This window comes from Lysobacter gummosus (assembly GCF_001442805.1).
Classification (GTDB): domain Bacteria; phylum Pseudomonadota; class Gammaproteobacteria; order Xanthomonadales; family Xanthomonadaceae; genus Lysobacter; species Lysobacter gummosus.
Window position 1 is genome coordinate 2,261,541 of sequence record NZ_CP011131.1, and the last position, 20,200, is coordinate 2,281,740.

The following is a 20,200-nucleotide window of genomic DNA, read 5'->3' on the forward strand; positions in this document are numbered from 1 at the left end:
GCGGTGGGCGGGAATGGGCCCGCTTCAGTGAACGGGTCCGTGCGCTTCGCTGAAGCCGGCATAGCGAATCTGTTTACGGTCCGCTTACCCGATTTTCACGGTCGCCTCCCTGGCGCATGCTCGAATGCTCCGGACTCACCCTCGGGAGCACGACCATGAAGAAGCATTGCGTCGTCATCGCTTTAGCGTTGCTGTTGTCGGTCTCAGGCGGCGCCCAGGCCGGCGTCGTCACCGTCAGCGGCTATGGCCAGAGTTACGACCCCGGCATCGCCCTGAGCGACGCCCGCGCCGATGCGGTCGGCAAATGCTCCGCGCAAGGCGGGACGCCGGTGGAGGAGATCTACAACCATGTCACCCGCGCGAATCTGTGGCTGGCCGATTCGATCTGGACATGCGAGGTGCCGTGATCCGAGCGCGGCAGCCCGGCTCGGTCGGATCGCCTGGAACAACGTTCAGCGCCGGATCGCCAACACGCCGTCCAGCGCCAGCTGCGCCTTGAACCCGGCTTTTTCCAGGCGCTTGGCCACTTCGCGCGGGACATCGCGGCCGCTGGTGAGTTTGTTCGGGCTGCCGGTGTAGTGGAACATGCGTCCGCCGCGGTGCAGCACGCGCGCCAGCTGATCGTAGAACGCTTGCGAATACAACTCGCCGGCGATGCCGAATCGCGGCGGATCGTGGAGCAGGGCGTCCACTGAGGCGTCGGCGATCTGCGCGATCGCCTGCGACACATCGGCATGAGTCAGGCGCAGACGGCCGCCGCTGGCGTCGGCGTCGGGATCGGGCGACCACGGGTTGAGCGTGCGCAACCACAGTACGTCTTCGTTCTTCTCGAACGAGTGGATGCCGGCCGCGCCCGCTTCCAGGCAGCACGCGGCGAAATACCCCAGCCCGCCGCAGGTATCGAGCACCCGCTTGCCGCGCGGCTCGATCAGCGCCACCTTGGCGCGCGCGTCCTCCAGCGGCGATGCCTTCATCGTCGGCAACATCTTGATGCCGTCGATCTCGAAGGTAGGCGGGCCCCACTCGGTCGGCACCAGCTTGATCAGCGAACCGGAGAAGCGCGACACCGGCGCGAAGTCCTCGCCGTCCCAGTAATAGATCGTGCGGTCCTTGAGCGCGGGCGGATACGGGTACTCGCGCTCGCGCCACCGCCAGGCATCGGCCTGCAGCCGCACTTCGCCGTTCGAACGCCCCAGATCCAGCGAACCGCTCCACGCCGGCGCGCCGGTTTCGCGCGCGGCGCGCAAGGCTTCGGCCGCGGGAAGGGTGAGCAGGGGGCCTGAGTAATGCGGCATCGCGGATCGCGCCTGATGGAAGGAGGGAGAAGCTTACGGGGCTGGGACGGATATCTCGACTGCAGGAGCAGTCGGTTCGGCGATACGCAGTCGCGCATCGCAGTGCCCGGCAAGCGCGTCGCGTACTCGTGCCCACACATGCGACAGCCGGAATTTGTTGACTGCCGGTGAGATGAATGAATCGCCGATGTGATCTGCGCGTACACGATATCGAATTTGCCTGCAATTGCGTCGGCTGCGCTTTGATGTTCTTTGATGGGCTGGTTTTGCGATTCCTGTCACGGTTGATGAAGCCCGAGTTTCACCAGGCCACCAGAACGGCACACGCGAGGTAGGGCGGTTCCGGAGCCGATCCGTTTGCGCTCATGTCCCCGTGAAATCGCATGGCTTGGTCGCGGCTTGGAGAAGGGGATATCCAACCCGCGATCGCACTCGAGGAACTGTTCGTTATGAAACATAAGAATCTGCTTTGCCTGGCGATGCTGGCCAGTGTGTCGGGGCTGGCGGGCACCGCCGCCGCGGAGGAAATGGGCTCCGCGCGGGTCACCGCCAAGCCGTTGGCGCGCGCGTTCGGCGCCGACGACTTCGCGACCACCAGCAAGGCGGCCATCGCCCGCATCGTCGAGTTGGGCCGGCCGACCCATGAAATGCTGGCCGCGCTGCGCGAGGGACGCGCGCTGCAGGGCAAACACGGCAAGCCGCTGAGCATCGGCATGGCCCGCACGGTCGAGCGCAGCCGCATCGATCTGAATTCGCTGGACTGGCAGACGCTCGCCAACGGCTCGCGCGGCGCCCGTTTCAGCCTTACCTCGTCCCAGGCGGTGGCGCTGCGCGCCGGCCTGCGCCTGCGCGGCAACGGCCGTCGGGGCGCGGACCCCGCGGCGGTATCGCTGCGCTTCGCGGGCAACGATGGCCGCGTGTTCGGCGAGAGCGGCAAGGCCTTCGCCGGCGACCAGATCGGCTGGTCGGCGATCGTGGCCGGCGATACCATCGTGGTGGAAGTCGAGCTGGCGCCCGGACAGCGGCCCGGCGACTTCACTCTGGAGGTGCCGAAGCTTTCGCATCTGGACGTGGACCCGTCCCTGAGCTCGAGCGCCATAACCAAAGAGGTGGGCGTTGCCGGGATCGGCGGCAGCCAGGAATGCGAACGCGACGTGGTGTGCCGGGTCGATCCTTCCCCCGGCTTCGTGGCGGTCAGCAAGGCCGTCGCGCGGATGGCGTTCACCGACACGGACGGCGAGACCTACTACTGCACGGGCACCTTGCTCAATAACAGCAACACGCCCAAGCGCCACCTGCTGTGGTCCGCCGCGCACTGCTTCAGCACGCAGACCGTGGCCAACAGCCTGCAGACGTACTGGTTCTTCGATTCCGTCAGGTGCGATACCGACACGCTCAGCCCGTCGGCGGTGACCGTTACCGGCGGCGCCTATCTGCGCTATGCCAACACCAACCGCGATACCCTGCTGCTGGAACTCAAGAACGCTCCGCCGGCCGGCGCGTTCTACGCCGCCTGGAACAACGCCGCGTTGACCGCCACCGGCACCGCGTTCGAAACGATCCATCATCCCTATGCGGACTTGAAGAAGTATTCGCTGGGCACGGTGACCGATACGTCGACCTCGTACTACTGGTTCACGCCGGTGACCGAGGTGCAGTGGAATACCGGCGTCGGCGAAGGCGGGTCGTCGGGTTCGGGCCTGTTCACCGTGAACGCCACTGGCGAGTACCAATTGCGCGGTGGCCTGGTCGGCGGCGACTCGGCCTGCAAGGCCAGTGGTCTGCTCGGGCCGGATCAGCCGGATTATTTCTCGCAACTTAGCGGTGTCTGGTCGAAGGTCTCGTCGTACTTCTCGCCGTAAGGCATAAACGCGCCGCCTCTTCCGGCTTGTGGAAGAGGCGGCGCTTCCAGCGCGGTTTACGATCGCGCCGTTGTCGTGCCGGTCTTGCCGACACGCGGGCAGGCCGGAATCGGGCGCGTAACGCGATGGTTTTGCCAGGACTGGCGGCGCTCTATCGGATACGACCGGATCCAGCGGCGCCCGATCGACACGGCGAACGAAAAAATTCGGCCTTCGATCGGCGGCTGTGGCGGTTAGCCGTTGGCCAAGTCCCGCAGGCCGATCGGGTGCTCCCCCGCAACGGCCCGCGACACTTCCCGTCCCGCTGCGCTAGGCTGCACTCTTTCCATCAGGGGATCGCATATGAAGCTTTCACGTATGAGTCTGGGCCTGGCGCTGGCTGCAGCGCTGGCCGTTCCGTCCGCCCACGCCGCCGACAGCGCGGCCAAGGGCAAGCCGCAGTTGGGCAGCTTCGGCGTGGACCTCAGCGCGCAGGACAAGAGCGTCAAGCCGGGCGACGATTTCAATCGCTACGTCAACGGTCACTGGCTCGATACTTACCAGTTGAAGGACTACGAGACCACCTACGGCTCGTTCAACATCCTGCGCGACCAGTCCGAGGCGCAGGTGCACGCGATCATCGAATCGCTGCACAAGCGCAAGGATCTGGCGCGCGGCAGCGACGCGCTGAAGCTGCGCGACTACTACGCCAGCTACATGGACCGCGCCGCGCGCGACGCCGCCGGGATCGCGCCGCTGCAGCCGGTGCTGGATCGGATCGGCGCGATCAGCTCCAAGGCGGCGCTGATCGAGGCCTTCGGCAACAGCGATCTCGACAGCAGCGCGGCGCCGCTGCGCTTCAACGTCGAGCTGGATCGCAAGGACCCGGACCAGTATCTGGTCGGTCTGCGCGTCGGTGGGCTGGGTTTGCCCGATCGCGATTACTACCTCAACCCCGATGCGCGCTTCGCCGGCATCCGCACCGCTTATCTGGCCCATATCGAGCGCATGCTCGGCTTCGCCGGCGTCAAGGACGCGAAGGCGCGCGCGCAGGCGGTGCTGGCGCTGGAGACCGAGCTGGCCAAGCCGCAGTGGGAACGCGCGCAACTGCGCGATCGCGACAAGACCTACAACGTCGCCACCCTGGCCGAACTGACGAAGCAGTATCCGGATTACGACTGGGCCGCGCAGGCCAAGGCGCAGGGGCTGCCGGCGCTGGACCGCGTCAACGTGGTCACGCCGAGCGCGGTGCAGCCGGTGATCGAGGTGGTCGCGCGCACGCCGCTGCCGGTGTGGCGCGATTACCTGACCTTCCACGCCGTGCGCGGCAACGCGCCGCTGCTCAGCCGCGAGATGGACGACGCCGCGTTCGCCTTCACCGGCACCGTGCTGGGCGGGCAGAAAGCGCAGCGCGACGACTGGAAGCGCGCAGTGGCCGCGGTCACCGGCACCGACGGCCTGGGCGATGCGATGGGCAAGCTCTACGTCGAGAAGAATTTCTCCCCGCAGGCCAAGGCGGCGATGCAGGCGCTGGTGGAGAACCTGCGCACCGCGCTGCGCAGCAATATCGAGAAGATCGACTGGATGGGCGATGCGACCAAGGCCGAGGCCTATCGCAAGCTGTCCACGTTCCGGCCCAAGATCGGTTATCCGGACAAGTGGCGCGACTATTCCAGCGTGACCATCGTGCCGGGCGACCTGATGGCCAACGTGATGCAGATGCGCCGCTACGGCCGCAACGACCAGGTCCGCCGCATCGGCACGCGTCCGGATCGCGACGAGTGGTTCATGACGCCGCACACGGTCAATGCGTACTACAACTCGACCTTCAACGAGATCGTGTTCCCGGCCGCGATCCTGCAGGCGCCGTTCTTCGATCTCAACGCCGATCCGGCGGTGAACTACGGCGGCATCGGCGCGGTGATCGGCCACGAGATGGGCCACGGCTTCGACGATCAGGGCAGCAAGTCCGATTACGCCGGCATCCAGCGCAACTGGTGGACCGACGCCGACCGCGCCGGCTTCGAGCAGCGCACCAAGGCGTTGGGCGCGCAGTACAACGCGTTCTGCCCGCTGCCGGGCCAATGCGTCAACGGCGCGCTGACGATGGGCGAGAACATCGGCGACCTGGGCGGCGTTTCGATGGCCTACACCGCGTACCAGCTGAGCCTGGGCGGCAAGCCCGCGCCGGTGATCGACGGCGTGAGCGGCGATCAGCGTTTCTTCCTGTCGTGGGCCCAGGTGTGGAAGAGCAAGTATCGCGATGAGGCCTTGCTCAACCTGATCAAGACCAACCCGCATTCGCCGGGGCAGTACCGCGCTTATGGCCCGCTGCGCAACTTCGATCCGTGGTATCAGGCGTTCGATGTGAAGGCGGGCGACAAGTTGTATGTGGCGCCGGATCAGCGGGTGCGGATCTGGTGATGAAATGAAGGTCTGCTGAGATCCGTTCGCGGGAGCGCCGACTCAGTCCTTCTCCCGCTTGCCATCCGAGGTGACTTCCTTCGAGGCGCGGGGGAGGGGAGCCACTGCTCTGTTTAGCCCCTCTCCCGCTTGCGGGAGAGGGGTTGGGGTGAGGGCGCGGTCAGCGGCAGAACTTGAAGCAAGAGCAGAAGCAACAGCATTCGCGCCTGCGGCGCTCATTCCCTCACCCCGGCCCTCTCCCGCAAGCGGGAGAGGGAGTCACCGCTCTGTTTAGCCCCTCTCCCGCGTGCGGGAGAGGGAGATCCAGGTTCTGTTTAGCCCTCTCCCGTTTGCGGGAGTTCATCGTCGCGTGCCGTGGATTCGCCCGGGCGGATTCCGGCCTCAGCCAATGCTCCGCGCGCGGCCTCGGACGAAAACGGCCTGGGTACGGCAGCGGCGGTGATAAAATCCCGGGTTCTCCCGTAGTGCAGCCAAGCGAGCGACGCGATGACCAGCCAAGCCTTCTACCCGATCGGTACGCCCGGCCAGCCCTGGGGGCCGGCGGAGATCGCCGAATGGCGCTCGCGGCAAGTCCGCCATCGCAGCTACGAAGCCGAGGTGGTGAGCAAGATCGACAAGCTGCGCTCGCGTTTCGATGTGGTGGAGTACGGCGTACTGGATTACGCGCCCGACCGATATCCACTGTTCGCGATCAAAAGCAGGGACTGGCGGGATGATCTTCCGACGTTCTTGGTCACCGGCGGCGTACACGGCTATGAAACCAGCGGCGTGCACGGCGTGCTGCAATTCCTCGAGCGTCATGCCGCGGACTATGCCGGCAAGGCCAATCTGCTGGTCGCGCCCTGCGTCAGCCCGTGGGCCTACGAGCGCATTCATCGCTGGAACATCGACGCGATCGATCCCAACCGCTCGTTCCGCGACAACAGCCCGGCGCAGGAATCGGCCGCGCTCATCGCGCTGGTGGCGCCGTGGCGCGAGCGCGTGCTCATGCACATCGACCTGCACGAGACCACCGACACGGACGAATCCGAGTTCCGCCCGGCCTTGGCCGCGCGCGACGGCAAGCCCAACGAGCCGGGCGAAATCCCGGACGGTTTCTATCTGGTCGGCGACAGCGAAGACCCGCAGCCCGAGTTCCAGCAGGCGGTGATCGCGGCGGTAGCGATGATCACCCACATCGCCCCGGCCGACGCCAAGGGCGAGATCATCGGCGCGACGGTCGTCGCTCCGGGCGTGATCAATTATCCGGTGCGTTCGCTGGGCCTGTGCGCCGGCATCACCAACGCCCGTTACCGCACCACCACCGAGGTCTATCCCGACAGCCCGCGCGCTACGCCCGAGCAATGCAATGCCGCGCAGGCGGCGGCGGTATGCGCGGCGATCGATTTCGCCCTGGCGCGGGCCTGATCCGGGGCGCGTCGATCGGCCTGGGTCGATCGACGCGCGAACCCGCCCGTCCGCGGCGACGACTTCAGCGCTTGTCGCCGAACAACTTGTTGGCGTTGCCCCAGCGGATCTTGCGTTTCTCTTCCACGCTCAGATCCAGCTTTTCCAAGGCGTCGCCGGCCTGCTTGAGCGAGAGTTGCGGATAGTCCGAACCGAGCATCACGTTGTCGATGCCGACACTGCGGATCGTCCACACGAACTCCGGCTCGACCGGCGAATCGGCCACCAGCGCGACGGTGGCCGAGATGTCGAAGTGGATGTTGTCGAAGAAGAAATCCTTCGCCGTGCGCGCCAGGAACAGGCTGTTCCAGAAGCGGAAATCCAGGCCGCCCATGTGGGCGAAGACGAATTGCGTCTTGGGCAATCCCACCGCCAGGTTGAACAGGTTCTGGTTGTCGCCCGGGACGATGTTGAAGTTGTCGAACAACACTGCCACGCCCAACTCGCCGGCCAGCTTGCACAGCGCGCGCACTTGCGGGTCGGTGATGTCGAAGCGCTGCGTGTGCGGGTGCAGCTTGAGCGCTTTCACGCCCAGCCCGGCCAGCCGTTTCAGCTCGTCGATGGCGACCTGTCCATCGAGCGGGTGCACCGAGGCGATCGGCATCAGCTTGGGGTAGCGCTTTGACAGCGCGATCAGCTCGTCGTTCTTGCGCCGGTTCTCTTGCGTTTCGCCCTTGATCGCCATGTAGATGCCGCTGTGGCGGGCGACCGGCTGGTGCTCGGCCTCCAGTTGCGCGTAGTACTCCTTGAGCGATTTCTCGCCGTGCCACAGATGGACGTGGACGTCGAATACTTCGTCCTGGGCCAGGGCGAGCGGCGGCAGGCAGAACAACATCAAACCCAGGATGGCGTGCTTGATCATGGGGCGGGCCTCGTCGGAAATGCGCAGCGGTGGACCGATGTCCTGATAGCCAGCGAACCTCGCGGCGCGCGCGTGGGAGCGAGTCGGGCTGCGAGCCATATCGCATGCCTTTTCGCTCAAGGCAAATCCGATGCTGCGATGCGGCGCGAACCGGCCTGCATCCGCGCGACGGAGAGTCGAGCGCGCGCCGCCCGCCGACCGGCTTGCCTGCGCGCACTGACCGCACCCAGCCGTCTTCACATCGCGAATGCGTTCGCGTTTGAACCAGTGCGCGCGGCGCGGCATTCGATGCGCCGGAGCGGGCGGGCCGCTCGACACGGCGCGAACCGCTTCGCCGGCGAATCCGCGCCGCACGCACTCGTCCTTGAACGCCACACCCGCAGACCTCGCTGCTCCGCGCATCCCCCGCGAGGCCGCATCCCCTCCGAACCCGATCGCATCGGCTCCCGTCAGGGAGCGCAGAAGGAGTTTCGACATGCCTATCAATTTGTACCGCGGCGACAGCCGGCCCCCCGCCGACATCAAGGCCGCGGGCGGCTTCAACGCCTGGGTTCCGCTGACTCAGCCGCTGGCCGTGGCGCTGGTCAATCGCTGCATGGGCCAGCCGCCGCCGTACGCGCCGGTGGCGTTGCCGCCGCCGGCCAACACCACGCCGTTGCAGGCGGCGCTCAACAGCAACAACCCGATCAACCTGCTGACCTTGATGGCCGAGATCAAGAAAGGCAAAAGCCACGACACCGTGCACATCTCCACCGACGTCAGTCCGGCCGCGGGCGGTTACGGCACCAGTTACGTCTATCGAATGACCATGACCTTGAACTACCAGCGCAACGGACGCGGCGCGGTAATCCCGGTCGGCAACAACTCCGCGGTGCTGGCCTCGGCGGTAAGCACCAATCTGGTCTTCGACGGCGCCACCATGCCGGCTTCGCAGCTCATCGCCCTGACCGGCGTCGGCGCGGTCGGGCTGACCGAGGTGGCGTTCCTGACCTCGATTCCCTATGCGTACATCACCGACTATCAGGAACCAGGCGGCAACGTGTGGTTGCCCATGCCGTAACGATGCAGTTCAGCGGTGGCGCCGGGCCGCTCCCATGGGCGATGGGAGCGGCCCGATGTCGTCGGGCCGGTTCGCTAGTTCTTCCCGTCGTCGCCCATCACCCGCACCTCGCGCACCTCATCCGCGTTCGCATCGCGCGCAGCGCCGCCGGCGGGCGTGGTGATCAGGCGGATGCGCACGCGCGTGCCGCGGATCGCTTCGGCGGGCAGGGGAACGGTGTAGGTGCCGGCGTCGCTCCCGGCGCGGATAGCGTGCGGCGAGATCACGCCCAGGCTGCGGCCATCGTCGCTGAGCACTTCGATTTCCTGCCCGCCCGCCAACGCGCCCAGGCGCACTTCGAGGTAGACGGTTTCGCCCACGCTCGGCGGATGCGCGAGCGTCAGCGTGCGGTAGCCGCCGGAGGCCGCGCACCCGCTCTGCGCGATCAACATCGCGAGAGCGAGAACGACGGCGCGCCGCGGCATGTCCGCTCAGCCGCCGGAGGTGATCGAGACCGCCTGCACCGGCACCGGATCGGCCGGTTGCGTACCCGACGGCACCAGCCGGATATTCAGGCGGGTGCCGGCGCTTTCCGCATTCGAACTTGAGAACGCCTGCAAGGTCTTGCGCAGCGGGACGGCGAAGGTGGCCGAGTGCGACATCGCCATGTTGGGCATGGTCGGGCCGAAGAACGCGATGGTGCCGGCGTAGTACGGGCTGTCGGCATCGACGCGGCCGACGCCGGCCGGTGCGTTGACCAGCACGTCGAACTCGCGCGTCACCGCCAGGCCTTCGGGCCGGTCCATGGTGACTTCCGCGATCAGCGGCGCCGGCAGCGCGTCGCTGAGGTGGCGCTTGACCAGGGCCGACGGCAGCACGACGGAAGCGGCATCGGCTTCGATGTTGCCCTTGATCGCGCCATAGCGATTGGCGGACGAAGTCGACTTGATCCGCGGAATGATCGGCATGTCGCTGCCGAAGCCCGGGCCGTAGTCGTAATCGAACGCGCTGGTGCTGACGTAGTCGCCGGCCTTGCTCGGGCCGACGAAACCGCCTTCGCCATCGACGTAGAACAGGAACGGCTCGTTCATGAAGGTCGCCAGGTCGTCGCCGGTCGGCAGGATCGGCTGCCCGGCGGCGAGCTGTTTCTTCGTCCACAGGTCCCACAACCGGTCCATGTTGGAGTGGTGCAGATAGAAGATCGGGTCCACCGGCGAGAGGAAGTTGGTCATGTTGCCGTAGGGGCCCGGATCGATCGCGCCGACGCCGCCGATGTAGTTGTGCACCTTGTTGTGCGGAAAGCCTTCCAGGATCGAGAAGTTGGTCGAACCGTCGGGCTGCACCAGATGGGTCGCGGTCTTGGAACTGGCGAAGCTGTTGCTGATGCTGGGATCGTAGAACAAGGTCGGCATCAGCCCGGAGCTGACGATGTGCGGCGAGACGTCGTAGGTGGTCTTTGCGTCGAGCTTGGGATTGGAGCGCGACAGATAGCGCGCGCCGCAGGTGATGGCGTAGCTCTGGTTGCCCGACAGGCCGGCCTTGTGCGCGACGCTGTAGCCGGTGACGTCGTTCCAGACATCGTCGAAGGTGGGATAGCCGCGCGTTTGCAACTGCGCGCGCTGCGCGCTGCTGAGCGAGTTCCAGTACTTCAGCATCGCCGGTTTTACGAACTCGGTGAACTTGAACAGGTTGCCGGTGTAGGGCGCGTAGGCGCTGTCGGTCGGCGTGAGCACGCCGTCGAACATGCCGGAAGGAATCTCCGGATGCCGGGTCCAGTCCCAGAACGGCATGGCGAAGCTGGCGTCGCCGCTGAGCTTGCGGATGGTGCGTTCGAAGTAGCCCACGTAACCGCGATGCCAGACGTAGAACCACCAGTTGCCGTGCGGGCAATCCAGGAAGTGGGTGAAGGCGTTGCGGAACCAGTTGTGCGGGTGTTCGGCCGGAAGCGCGAGCATGGCCTGCACGCCGCGCGCGTAGCTGGCGAGCATGCGCTGGCCTTCGACGGTGGCGACATCGTGGCGGCGATAGCGCGCGGTCGGGTCCGAGCCTTTGGGGCCGGGGCCGGAGCCGGGACCGGCGGCCAGCAATGAGCCGAACGGCAGCAGCGAGGCGCCCACGGCGGTGGTGGCGGTGCTCAGAAATTCGCGGCGTGTGTAGCGCATCGGGCTCTCCTTTGGGTACGTGGCGATCCTCAATCCCTTGCACGGACGGCGGGGCGCATGGTCCGCGTCGCTGCCGTGAATGCAGGGCGACGGCTGGATTCGTTGCGCGATCGAGCCCAGGTGAGCGCGCCGGTAGTGGTTAGCGCGCGTGAGCCAGATCTCTTGTCCCCGGTCGATCCGGATCGAGCGTTCTCTGTGTGAACGGGCCGGAAGCCCGGTTTCGGACAGGCGTGGCGAAATAGATCCGGATTTGCAATTGAGGTCACACAATGCAGCGATGCACGCGGGCGCGAACACGGCGATCGCTTCATCGATGCCGGTGGTGTCGCCGGGCGCTTCGATGCCGCGGCCGGGGCGCGACGCGTTCGATCCTTTTGCGCCGTGCCGCGATATTTCATCCGTCATCGCCGCGCGGCGTTATCGCGAGCGCTCGGCTGACGACTTGCATCGGCTGCGTCGCGAGCAATAAGTAACGCCGCGAACAACCGGGCCCGCGGCTGGCCCGATCCGTGCCGGACAGGCCGCGGCCCGCCCGGCACGTCGTCATGCCCGGCGCGGCTCAGGTGCCGCAGATCTGCGGCGTGCCCGCATAGCCGCAGCACAGCGTGCCGTTGCTGTTGACCAGATTGCGGCCGCCGAAAGGATCGGAATAGCACTGGCCGAACTTGCTCATGTCGAAGGTGGCTTTGCGCCAATTGCCGTTGGCCATGCGGCAGCTCGCCTGCAGGGTGCAGCCGTTCATGGTCACGTCGTTGCACGACTGCCAGAACGAGTACTGGGTGGTCTTCGGCGGCAGCGCGCACGTGGTCGCGGTGGCTTGCGGAAACGCGTCGGTCAACTTCGCCGGCGCCTTGGACGGCGGTTCGGCGGCGGCGGCGATGCCGGCGGCGATCAACAGCAGCGATGCGAGGATCAGGGACAACCGGTTCATGGCGATTTCCTTGTAGGCGTGGAAACGGGCGCAGGCGACCATCGCTTGCGCGTGCGGCGCCCGCGCCGCGCGACTTGCGTGGCGCGCTCGCGATCGCTGGGGCCGGTCGCTTGCGGCGAGCGGCTCTTGTGGCAACGGTCTATGGCGATGGCGAAGGACACGGCAGCGGCGCGATCGCGCGTGGATTGCCAACCGCGTCACAGGCCGAAGGCCGGCCGATGCCGCGGCGGCGCTGCGCTTCACCAAGTCCCTGGCCCGGGGTGGGGAGATTCGTCCGGGCCGGCGCGCGGCTGCGGCGAACCGATCGGGATTTTTTTTTGACATCGTGTCGATCCGGCCGCCGCCCGTTCGTCGTCAAGGCAGGAGCGGGGTTTACGCGCCGGAACTGTCCGGCGGCCCGCGCTCCCCTTTCATGCCACCAGGAGACGACCGATGCGCTTTCTTTCGCTGATCCGGATCAACGAGACCACCAGCCAGCCGCCCACCGAGCGCTTGCTCGCCGACATGGGCAAGCTGATGGAGCAGATGACCCGCGAGGGCGTGCTGATCGAGACCGCCGGGCTCAAGCCCAGCGCCGAAGGCGTACGCCTGCGCCTGCGCGGCGGCAAGGTCTCCGCCACCGACGGCCCCTTCACCGAAGCCAAGGAAGTGATCGGCGGCTACGCCATGCTGGAAGCGAAGACGAAGGAAGAAGCGATCGCGCAGACACGGCGGTTCCTGGAAGTCCACGGCGACGAGTGGGACATCGAATGCGAACTGCGGCCGTTGCAGGACGACGGCCGCTGCGGCGGCGGCGCGGCGACGGCCAACTGATTCGCCGCCGCGGTACGGGTCAGCGATTCGTCGCCGGCCCGTTCACCCCGACGTATCCGTTCGCGCAGCCGGTGGTGCAGGTCGTCGCCAGCATGTTGTAGACGATGCGTCCGGCGTTGGTCTTGGAGCGGAAGTGGCCGACGCCGTTGCTGGTGTCGCCGCCGCCGGCGTTGTACGGGCTGCCGTCGCTCCAGTCCCAGTCGTAGGCGTAGGCGCTGCTGCCGGTGCCGATGTCGACCTGCGCCTTGAGGTTGCTCGCCGCGTTGAACAGCGCGCCGTTGGCGCATCCGGCCGAGTAGCTGGTGGTGAAGCACTGCACCTGGTCGTAGGCGCCGGCGGTGATGCTGTAGAAGGCGATGGTGCTGTACATCGTCGGCATCGCCCGCAGGCTGTTGCTGCCGCTGCCGGTCCAGCGGTTGTAGCCGTAGTAGGCGACGCCGCTGCTCGGATACAGGCCGAAGGTGTAGTAGTCGTAGGGAAAGACGTACGCCTCGGCGTTGCAGGTCGGTGCGTACGCCGACTGGTAGCCGGTGCTCAGGCAGGTCTGCAATCCGCGCAGGCCGCCGCCGATGTTGACGAAGCGGCGCACGCTGGCCTGGTAGCCGTAGTACTTCACCATCGCCAGGCTCATCGACGATCCCAGCGAGTGCGAGACGATGTCCACCTGGCTGCGGCCGGTATAGGTTTTGACTTTGTCGATGAAGGTCTTGAGGATCTGGTACTTGGCCGGCTGGTGATAGTTGTATTGCGGCGAGCCGCGCTCGTCCGCGTCCAGGTAGGTGACGCCGAACAGTTCGCAATCGTTGTAGCCGCGCGACTTGAGTTCGTCGTAGACCGAGTACGCCGGCGTGGTGTAGCCGCTGACCGCGCCGGGCGGCATGTCGAAACTGATCGCGCTGTCGCCGTTGCCGGCGACGAACACCACCGGCGTGCGCGTGGCGATGCAATCGCCGCCGCCGAAACCACCGCTGCCGACGCCGGGATTGAAGCCGCCGGCGTACTGGCTGGCGGCGCCCTGGCAGGTGTAGCCGTTGTTGGCGCCGCAATCCAGCGCCTGCGCGGTGGACGGCGCCAGCAGCGCGCCGCCGCCGGCCAGCGGCAACAGCGCGGCCAGGACCGCGGCCGACGCATGGCCGGCGACGGCTTGCGGATTCGAAAGCGCGAGTGAAACCAACTTCAGCGTGTTGCGGAACATGAGTGCCTCCCCTGAGTGCCCGTTCGACGACAGCGAAAGTCGGATCGGGCCGATGCTGGACCGGCCCGCGGCACTTGGGTATTGCACCTATGGGCGATGGGGAAACGGTTGGCCGCGCTCGCCCATCGCGATGTCCGCGCGCCCTTCGCCGTCGAAGCGGTCTACGCGCCCGCGTTATCGTCCCGTGCTCTTCAACGAAGCGCAGCCGCACGCCGAAGTGGCGGTCGCCGGAAACAGGTCGAGTAGGGCGCGATGGATTTCCGCCTTGCATTCGAAGGCGACGTCCGATGGCGGCGCCTGGCCGTCGGCGTAACACACCACGATCTCATCCTGCGTTGTGCATTCGGCCAGGTCCGGCATGCCGCTGTCGTATTGATGGAAAGAGTCGTTACCGCCCGAGCGCAGGCCGAGAACCTCCGTTTCGCAGGTGAACGGCGATGGAAACGCCGCGATCGGCGCGCTGCAGCTCTCGCTCAGGCCCAGCACCACGGTCGCGGTGACCACGGTTCTCTGGTTGATGATTTCGACATTGCAGGTGGCGGCCGCGCCGGCCGGAACCATGGCCCCGGCCAGCAGCAAGGCCATCGGCAAAGCGCGCAGACGCGCGGAAAACCGCGGTGTATCGACCCGTTTCATCGCAACTCTCCTTGAGGGCGCTCTTGCGAGCGCAGGACGCGTGGTCTGGACGGACGGTGAGCGTGGCAGGGTCGCGCGGGGACGGACACCGCCGGATGAGCGCAGCCTATGCCCGGGTATTGGCGCAAACACGTATCCAGTTACCGGTTTGAGCGTCGGTTAGATTGGCGCGGATCTGCGCGGCCGAGCGTCGCATCGATTGGTGCGATGTGTTCGGCGTCGGCCGATGCCGAGACAACGACGCCGGCCGCGCACCCGGGTGCGCGGCCGGCGTCCATGGCCGGATGGTTTCGACTCGATCGGTTGATCAGGAATCGATCGCGCTGGCGCCGAACAACACGCCGTTGGCGCCGCCCGGCAGCGTGCACAGCACCGAGGTATAACCCCAGTAACTGACCGTCGGCAGCGAGGTGTAGTTGCTGTAGGTGGCATCGCTGCGGGTGAAGCTGGTCGAGCTCAGGTAGGTGCCGTTGTAGTCATAGGCCGAGACGGTGCAGGTGGTGGACGCGCCGGCGTAGTTGCTGCCGTCCACGTAGTAGGCCTGGCCTGGCCCTGTAACCGGATGACGCGCGATCGGGCAGACGACAGAGCGCGGGCTGGCGTTGAGGTTGCGCACGCCGCTGGTGAGGTAATCGATGTCCAGCGCTTCGGACGCGTTGTAGTTCTTGCAGGCGGTGCCGCTGATGTTGATGTTCTGCGCGGTGGCCGCATGCGCGCTCGCCGGAACGGCGCTGCCCAGCGCGCCGACGACGAGGCTGAGTCCGAGGATCATTGCATTGGCTTTCATGTGTAGCTCCGTGAGTTGAGTAGACGTTTCCCTGTCCTCCATCGCCGGCGCCAGTTCAGGGAGGCTGACGCCGGGTTGAAGTTCGGTTCCGCGTGCGCTCAGCCGCGCGGGCCGCGCGCGGCGGCCGGGTCGGGCGCCATCAGGTACAGCACGGTTTCGGTCCGGCCGTCGGCGCCGACTACGCTTTGTCCGACCATGCGCGGCAACAGATCGCTCAGCTGCTGCGACCACAGCGGAAGGTTCTTGTTGACGCTGCCGCTGCCGTCGTCGCTGACCTGGACCCGGCAAGTGGTCGCGCGGCATTCCACGTTGCGCATCGCGCCACGCATGGTGTCGTCATGGTTGATCGCGTCCCACAGACGCGAGGTGGTGGTGGGCGCCCAGCGCGGATCGACCCGTTCCTGGCCGAACGCGGATTGCAGGCCGGCGACATAGGCCGCGTGGCGCCTACGGTCTTGTTCGATCGCGCGCTTTGGATCGATCGGCGATGCCTCGCCGTTCAAGCGCTGCGCGGCGGTCTGCGTGCGCAGCTTGTCGATCTGCGCCTGCAAGGCGGCGATCTGCTCGGCCGTGCCCGACGATTGCGCGGGATCGGCCGCTTGAGTGTGCGCTGCCGCCGCGGGGCGCGATTGCGATACGGTCTGCAGGGTATCGGAGTCGAGGTGGAAGAAAATCGCGAGGCCGCCCAATCCGAGCAGCGCGCCACCGATCCATGTGCGCGAGATGGTTTTCATGATGCAAGGTGTACCAGATCGTCGCCGCGACGGCATGTCGCTTAAACAACGACACCGCCCACGCTGCGCAGCGCTTCGCTCCATATCTTCGCGATCAGCTTGCGCCGCGAGGTCAGTCCGGTCTTGTGATAGATGCGTTGCCACAGCGTGCGCACGGTGGAGATCGAACACTCCAGCGATGCGGCGATCTGTTTGTCTTCGGCGCCGCGCGCGGCGGCGACGAGCACCGATTGCTCCATCGGGCTGAGCAGGCAATAGGTAGTTCGGGCGACCTCGCGTAGCAGGTCGTCCCTGACCGTATCGGGGCGGTGCGCAGAAGCCGGTGACATCCGATGTCGGAAAACGCTGCGTGGGAATTGGAGCGAACGCGGGTTCCGGAAGAATCAGGCCACCCAGGGGTTTCGCGTTTAGCCTTGGTTAAATGCCATGAAGGAGATGGTGCGCCGTCTCCTTCATGATTGGCCGAGATGAATGTCAGCGTCGCGCTGATTTCAGCGACAGCGCGGCGGTTCAGGATTTCGGCGTCGGTCGATCCACGGCCAGCGGCCGCACGTACTGCGCCAGGCTGAGCAGCACTGCATGATCGCCTCCCAGCGGCGGTTCGGCGGCGGCAGGAACTGATCGGCTGATGTTGGACGCCATGCGGCGGCTTCGTCATTGCACTTGTAGCCGATGGCCTGACCGGCCGCGGGACGGCGTTCGCGATCGGCGAATCGACGGGGGCGGCCAGCGTCAAGGCGTTGCGTTCAACGCATGGAGTGCGCCGGAATATTCGCGCAAATACTGCGGGCCATCGCATTGGGGGGCTATTCTTTTTCGCCGCCTGCGTCGCAAATATCGATTGTGGTCATTCAAATTTACGATCGGTCGAATTCGATCTGTCAATCAGCGGCGCCGAGGACGCAGTGATTTTGTGTGCCTGATTGCTTTGTTATTGAGGAATCTGATCAATCCGGGTAGATGATTTTTGTCTGCTGCGAGTCACACGGGTGTCGGCGCGGAAAAAAGACGAAATCATCCTGCTTGCAGCGATCGTTCCGGCGCCGTCGGGTCGCATCCGCTCCGACGATCCTGGTCGAATAGAACTGTTTTTCGGCGGCGCGCGCGGTGTGATCGCGCGGTTCAAGCCGCCGCTGGAGGCGGTCCGGCGGTAGCCTGGCTATGCGTATTTACAGTGATTTTTTACCTGTAAAACACTGGGCTGATTGAGCTTCTAATGCACGCCGAGATCGATCCGCCGGTGTTGCGGCCAGGCAGCGGCCGCCGATCGCGCTAAAGCAAGCGAAGTGCGATCGATGCCATCGCGCCGGTGATTGAATTTTGCCGGTGCGCGTTTAAGTTTTCCCTGCGTCCGATCCGGACGGGCGCGCAACGAACGACACAATCGCGCCGGGACTCTCCCGGTTACTCAAATGTCTCGATGGAGTTTTCCTCATGACCTTATCTCGTCGTTTTTTCTCGCCCCTGTTGATCGCCGCCGGCCTGCTGTCGATGGGTGCCGCATCGGCGGGCGAAAGTTTCACCGTCTCCCTTTCCGATGGCTCGGTATTCACTTCGGAGGAGGAAATGATCGAAGTCGTCCGGGTCCAACTGGTCAGCGCTTGCGAGAGCAAGGGCGGGACCGCGGGCGAATTCGTGGTGAACGGAACCTACTTCGATCCTTTCAGCGAGGTGCAGTTCGTCAAGGGAACGCTCACTTGCCATAGGAACTGACGACAGCCAGCGCTCGCCCGCCGCCGACGATCCCGATCGCCGGCGGCTCCGGTGCCGCCCCGTTTGATGGGCGGTGCGCTCGCGACGGACCCGCTCCGTCGCCGCGCTCAGGGTTTGCGCGAGGCCCGTTCGTCGGCGAGCGGCCGCACGTACTGCACCAGGCTGAGCAGCACTTTGCCCGGTTCTTCCCACTGGATCATGTGCGAGGAATGTTCGAACCAAACGCCGTGCTTGTACGGCGCCTTGACCTGCTTGAGCCAGGCCGCGGTGGGCTGCGACGGCGTGGTGTAGTCGTGACGGCCCATGAACATCACCACCGGGATCGGAAATTCGCGCACCTGGCTCATGTCTACGTCAAGGAACTCCGGCAGGATGCGCCCCAGCGAGAACACGTTGCCTTCGTCCACCGCGGCGCGATCGCAATCCTCATACTCCGGCGACAGCGACGGCGCGCGATAGAAATAGGTGGATTCGTCGCGGTACGCGCTCAGGCCGCCGTAGTACTGCGCCCACTTGCGGGCGATGATGATGCGCTCGCGGGTGATCGGCTGGTTGCCGGGGTAGGGCGCGATGGTCTGCATTTCCTTGACCGCCTCGGTGTTGCCATGCGCCTTGGCCTGCGCCATGCCGTAGTCGAAGCTGATGCGCTCGTTCTCGCGCACGTTGATGGCCTGGCCGATGCCGACATAGGCGTAGAACAGGTCCGGACGCTTCAGCGCGGCCTTCATGCCGACGATGGTGCCCCAGCTGTGGCCGGCCAGCACGACCTTGCGCTTGCCGTAGCGCTTGCGCACGTACTCGGCGATTTCGATGGCGTCGTCGACGTAGCGGTCGATATGGATGGTGTCGGCGTAGCTGTTCGGGTCCTGCCGGGTGTAGGTCCTGCCGGCGCCGCGCTGGTCCCAGTTGACGACGGTGAAGTATTCCTCGATCGGGCGCTGGAACTGCCACATCGTGGGGATCAGCGGCGATGCCGGGCCGCCGTGCGCCATCAGCAGGATCGGATTGTCCTTGTCCTGGCCGCGCACGTTGATCCACTGCTCGATGCCGCCGATGCGCGCGGCATAGGCTTCCTGCACGCCGTTGGGCGCGACAATGCGGCCCAGGTCCTTGACGATGGCGCGCGCGTCGGCGTACTTCGAGGTGTCCTTGCATTCGGCGGCGATGGCGGTGGAGCTGGCGGACAGCAGCAGGGCGAGCAGGACGTGAGCGGTCTTCATGGATTGGATCCCGAGCGAAAGGCCAGTTGCCGGTGGAGGTGATGATGCGATCCGCCGGGCGCGCCCGGCATCGCGGATCATGTGGCAACTGATGCGGCGTGGGCGACGGCGGTTGCACCGAGTGCGCGGCCTGGATCGGAATCGCTCGTTTTTGCCGTACTGTCGGGACATCGCCGGGCGCTCAGCGCACGCCAGTGAACGGTCTGACCCGGTGGGCCGCCCAGGTTTTTGTCCGCGTCGGCCGAACAGGCGTGCTCACAGCGCGCGGAGCGCGGCGTGATCCGCGACCAGGCGCGGGTGCGGATCTCTGGCCGGTCCGCTCCCCAGGAACGAGAAAGGCGGCCAATGGCCGCCTTTCCCCGCGCACACCCGGTTGGCGGACGCTTACGGCAGCTTGGTGCCCTGGTCCGCGATCGCCAGCCACTTGAACCCGTCGTGGGTGTAGGTGACGCCGGTCAGGGCTTTCTGCCGATAGCCGATGCGCGGAATCTCGTAAACGGTTTCGTACAGGATGTAGGCCGAGCGGCAGCCGTCGACGACGCGATAGCGTTCGGTCCAGCTCCACTTGGCTTCGCGGTTGGTGAAGTGGCTGGCCAGCGCGGTCATGATCGCGTCGATGCCGATGCGCGTGCCGCCGCTGTCGAACACGGTGATGGCGCGTTCGTCGTGGATGGCGCGGAAGGTCGCGGCGTCGTAGTCGCGGAAGGATTCCATATCGGTCTTCTGCGCGATTTCGAACTGGCGCGCGCAGATGCGATGCAGGATGTTCTGGCCCTGGTTCAGGCCTTGCGCCGAGGCCTCGGCGGCGGCTTCGCCGGCGAAGGCGCCGCCGCTGGCGCATACGGCGAGGATCGAGCACGCCAGCGGAAGCAACGCACGCGCGTTGCGGGAATGTTTGGTAGTCATGGCCGTTCCTTGTTCACTGCGGAGGGTGTGCGCACGGTAGCCAAGGGCGGTGTGCGGTGTTGTCCCCGAATCGCGGGGCCGGATGCTCGCCGGCGACAATTGGACTTATGCGCTGCGCAGGGCGCGCGTAAGCGCAAGCGCAGGCAAATGCGGGCGCGGGTTCGGCGACCCGACGCGGGCACGATGAATGCGCGCC

General features: G+C 66.0%; 21 protein-coding genes. 8 read left to right on the forward strand and 13 right to left on the reverse strand.

Translation table 11 applies throughout. The features are described 5' to 3' along the window. Positions 1-155: 155 nt before the first annotated feature. A complete protein-coding gene (locus LG3211_RS09385) occupies positions 156-407 on the forward strand; it encodes a hypothetical protein (protein WP_148648823.1) in 252 nt (83 codons plus the stop codon). 45 nt (positions 408-452) lie between these two features. Here the strand turns inward: LG3211_RS09385 and LG3211_RS09390 are convergent, their stop codons facing one another. Then, a complete protein-coding gene (locus LG3211_RS09390; protein WP_057942600.1) occupies positions 453-1,295 on the reverse strand; it encodes a class I SAM-dependent methyltransferase in 843 nt (280 codons plus the stop codon). Between the two features lie 449 nt (positions 1,296-1,744). Between LG3211_RS09390 and LG3211_RS09395 the strand changes: the two genes are divergently transcribed. From LG3211_RS09395 to LG3211_RS09405, 3 genes are all read left to right on the forward strand, one after another. Then, entirely contained in the window at positions 1,745-3,157 is a 1,413-nt protein-coding gene (locus tag LG3211_RS09395; protein WP_057942601.1) for a hypothetical protein, read from the forward strand. Positions 3,158-3,499: 342 nt separating this feature from the next. Beyond that, entirely contained in the window at positions 3,500-5,560 is a 2,061-nt protein-coding gene (locus LG3211_RS09400) for a M13 family metallopeptidase (RefSeq protein ID WP_057942602.1), read from the forward strand. A 486-nt stretch (positions 5,561-6,046) separates the two neighbouring features. Beyond that, positions 6,047-6,967: a M14 family metallopeptidase gene (locus LG3211_RS09405; protein WP_057942603.1), complete on the forward strand. Its 921-nt coding sequence runs from the start codon at positions 6,047-6,049 to the stop codon at positions 6,965-6,967. A 64-nt stretch (positions 6,968-7,031) separates the two neighbouring features. Here LG3211_RS09405 and LG3211_RS09410 read toward each other — a convergent pair whose 3' ends face one another. Continuing rightward, positions 7,032-7,868: an amidohydrolase family protein gene (locus tag LG3211_RS09410; protein ID WP_222837591.1), complete on the reverse strand. Its 837-nt coding sequence runs from the start codon at positions 7,866-7,868 to the stop codon at positions 7,032-7,034. A 475-nt stretch (positions 7,869-8,343) separates the two neighbouring features. Here LG3211_RS09410 and LG3211_RS09415 point away from each other — a divergent pair, with 475 nt between their 5' ends. Next, entirely contained in the window at positions 8,344-8,928 is a 585-nt protein-coding gene (locus tag LG3211_RS09415; RefSeq protein ID WP_057942604.1) for a hypothetical protein, read from the forward strand. A gap of 74 nt (positions 8,929-9,002) precedes the next feature. Here the strand turns inward: LG3211_RS09415 and LG3211_RS09420 are convergent, their stop codons facing one another. Further along, a complete protein-coding gene (locus tag LG3211_RS09420; RefSeq protein ID WP_057942605.1) occupies positions 9,003-9,392 on the reverse strand; it encodes a hypothetical protein in 390 nt (129 codons plus the stop codon). 6 nt (positions 9,393-9,398) lie between these two features. After that, positions 9,399-11,069 (reverse strand): tyrosinase family protein, encoded by a 1,671-nt coding sequence (locus LG3211_RS09425; protein WP_057942606.1) that lies wholly within the window; start codon positions 11,067-11,069, stop codon positions 9,399-9,401. A gap of 148 nt (positions 11,070-11,217) precedes the next feature. On the opposite strand from LG3211_RS09425, the gene LG3211_RS26340 reads away from it, so the two are divergent. Further along, complete coding sequence (locus LG3211_RS26340) at positions 11,218-11,538, forward strand: hypothetical protein (protein WP_187313161.1); 321 nt, start codon at positions 11,218-11,220, stop codon at positions 11,536-11,538. A 90-nt stretch (positions 11,539-11,628) separates the two neighbouring features. Here LG3211_RS26340 and LG3211_RS09435 read toward each other — a convergent pair whose 3' ends face one another. Then, entirely contained in the window at positions 11,629-12,000 is a 372-nt protein-coding gene (locus LG3211_RS09435) for a hypothetical protein (RefSeq protein ID WP_148648825.1), read from the reverse strand. Positions 12,001-12,432: 432 nt separating this feature from the next. Between LG3211_RS09435 and LG3211_RS09440 the strand changes: the two genes are divergently transcribed. Beyond that, the gene (locus tag LG3211_RS09440) at positions 12,433-12,813 is read left to right on the forward strand and encodes a YciI family protein (RefSeq protein WP_057942609.1); all 381 of its coding nucleotides are present in this window, start codon (positions 12,433-12,435) and stop codon (positions 12,811-12,813) included. A gap of 19 nt (positions 12,814-12,832) precedes the next feature. Here LG3211_RS09440 and phaZ7 read toward each other — a convergent pair whose 3' ends face one another. The 6 genes from phaZ7 to LG3211_RS27210 form a co-directional block, all read right to left on the reverse strand. Further along, positions 12,833-14,008, reverse strand: coding sequence for an extracellular native short-chain-length polyhydroxyalkanoate depolymerase PhaZ7 (phaZ7, locus tag LG3211_RS09445; RefSeq protein WP_057942610.1), 1,176 nt, complete (start codon positions 14,006-14,008; stop codon positions 12,833-12,835). A gap of 174 nt (positions 14,009-14,182) precedes the next feature. Continuing rightward, positions 14,183-14,644, reverse strand: a complete 462-nt coding sequence (locus LG3211_RS09450; RefSeq protein ID WP_148648826.1) for a hypothetical protein — start codon at positions 14,642-14,644, stop codon at positions 14,183-14,185. A gap of 307 nt (positions 14,645-14,951) precedes the next feature. Further along, the gene (locus tag LG3211_RS09455; RefSeq protein ID WP_148648827.1) at positions 14,952-15,431 is read right to left on the reverse strand and encodes a hypothetical protein; all 480 of its coding nucleotides are present in this window, start codon (positions 15,429-15,431) and stop codon (positions 14,952-14,954) included. A gap of 98 nt (positions 15,432-15,529) precedes the next feature. Further along, complete coding sequence (locus LG3211_RS09460; protein ID WP_057942613.1) at positions 15,530-16,165, reverse strand: hypothetical protein; 636 nt, start codon at positions 16,163-16,165, stop codon at positions 15,530-15,532. Between the two features lie 41 nt (positions 16,166-16,206). After that, positions 16,207-16,494, reverse strand: a complete 288-nt coding sequence (locus LG3211_RS09465) for a response regulator transcription factor (RefSeq protein WP_083512421.1) — start codon at positions 16,492-16,494, stop codon at positions 16,207-16,209. A gap of 181 nt (positions 16,495-16,675) precedes the next feature. Then, the gene (locus LG3211_RS27210) at positions 16,676-16,807 is read right to left on the reverse strand and encodes a hypothetical protein (RefSeq protein WP_257720562.1); all 132 of its coding nucleotides are present in this window, start codon (positions 16,805-16,807) and stop codon (positions 16,676-16,678) included. A 792-nt stretch (positions 16,808-17,599) separates the two neighbouring features. Between LG3211_RS27210 and LG3211_RS09470 the strand changes: the two genes are divergently transcribed. After that, the gene (locus LG3211_RS09470; protein ID WP_148648828.1) at positions 17,600-17,878 is read left to right on the forward strand and encodes a hypothetical protein; all 279 of its coding nucleotides are present in this window, start codon (positions 17,600-17,602) and stop codon (positions 17,876-17,878) included. A 107-nt stretch (positions 17,879-17,985) separates the two neighbouring features. On the opposite strand, the gene LG3211_RS09475 is transcribed toward LG3211_RS09470, so the two are convergent. Next, on the reverse strand, positions 17,986-19,098 hold the full coding sequence (locus tag LG3211_RS09475; RefSeq protein ID WP_057942616.1) for an alpha/beta hydrolase: 1,113 nt from the start codon (positions 19,096-19,098) through the stop codon (positions 17,986-17,988). A gap of 384 nt (positions 19,099-19,482) precedes the next feature. Beyond that, complete coding sequence (locus tag LG3211_RS09480) at positions 19,483-20,004, reverse strand: hypothetical protein (RefSeq protein WP_148648829.1); 522 nt, start codon at positions 20,002-20,004, stop codon at positions 19,483-19,485. Positions 20,005-20,200: the final 196 nt, after the last annotated feature.

Bases quoted from the DNA above. Each gene is read 5' to 3' on its own strand.
- LG3211_RS09435 (WP_148648825.1), bottom strand. From the start codon at position 12,000: ATGAACCGGTTGTCCCTGATCCTCGCATCGCTGCTGTTGATCGCCGCC.
- LG3211_RS09440 (WP_057942609.1), top strand. From the start codon at position 12,433: ATGCGCTTTCTTTCGCTGATCCGGATCAACGAGACCACCAGCCAGCCG.
- LG3211_RS09475 (WP_057942616.1), bottom strand. From the start codon at position 19,098: ATGAAGACCGCTCACGTCCTGCTCGCCCTGCTGCTGTCCGCCAGCTCC.
- LG3211_RS09405 (WP_057942603.1), top strand. From the start codon at position 6,047: ATGACCAGCCAAGCCTTCTACCCGATCGGTACGCCCGGCCAGCCCTGG.
- LG3211_RS09465 (WP_083512421.1), bottom strand. From the start codon at position 16,494: ATGTCACCGGCTTCTGCGCACCGCCCCGATACGGTCAGGGACGACCTG.
- LG3211_RS09395 (WP_057942601.1), top strand. From the start codon at position 1,745: ATGAAACATAAGAATCTGCTTTGCCTGGCGATGCTGGCCAGTGTGTCG.
- LG3211_RS09460 (WP_057942613.1), bottom strand. From the start codon at position 16,165: ATGAAAACCATCTCGCGCACATGGATCGGTGGCGCGCTGCTCGGATTG.
- phaZ7 (WP_057942610.1), bottom strand. From the start codon at position 14,008: ATGTTCCGCAACACGCTGAAGTTGGTTTCACTCGCGCTTTCGAATCCG.
- LG3211_RS09410 (WP_222837591.1), bottom strand. From the start codon at position 7,868: ATGATCAAGCACGCCATCCTGGGTTTGATGTTGTTCTGCCTGCCGCCG.
- LG3211_RS09385 (WP_148648823.1), top strand. From the start codon at position 156: ATGAAGAAGCATTGCGTCGTCATCGCTTTAGCGTTGCTGTTGTCGGTC.
- LG3211_RS09390 (WP_057942600.1), bottom strand. From the start codon at position 1,295: ATGCCGCATTACTCAGGCCCCCTGCTCACCCTTCCCGCGGCCGAAGCC.
- LG3211_RS09480 (WP_148648829.1), bottom strand. From the start codon at position 20,004: ATGACTACCAAACATTCCCGCAACGCGCGTGCGTTGCTTCCGCTGGCG.
- LG3211_RS09420 (WP_057942605.1), bottom strand. From the start codon at position 9,392: ATGCCGCGGCGCGCCGTCGTTCTCGCTCTCGCGATGTTGATCGCGCAG.
- LG3211_RS27210 (WP_257720562.1), bottom strand. From the start codon at position 16,807: ATGGCGTCCAACATCAGCCGATCAGTTCCTGCCGCCGCCGAACCGCCG.
- LG3211_RS09470 (WP_148648828.1), top strand. From the start codon at position 17,600: ATGACCTTATCTCGTCGTTTTTTCTCGCCCCTGTTGATCGCCGCCGGC.
- LG3211_RS09415 (WP_057942604.1), top strand. From the start codon at position 8,344: ATGCCTATCAATTTGTACCGCGGCGACAGCCGGCCCCCCGCCGACATC.
- LG3211_RS09425 (WP_057942606.1), bottom strand. From the start codon at position 11,069: ATGCGCTACACACGCCGCGAATTTCTGAGCACCGCCACCACCGCCGTG.
- LG3211_RS09400 (WP_057942602.1), top strand. From the start codon at position 3,500: ATGAAGCTTTCACGTATGAGTCTGGGCCTGGCGCTGGCTGCAGCGCTG.
- LG3211_RS09455 (WP_148648827.1), bottom strand. From the start codon at position 15,431: ATGAAAGCCAATGCAATGATCCTCGGACTCAGCCTCGTCGTCGGCGCG.
- LG3211_RS09450 (WP_148648826.1), bottom strand. From the start codon at position 14,644: ATGAAACGGGTCGATACACCGCGGTTTTCCGCGCGTCTGCGCGCTTTG.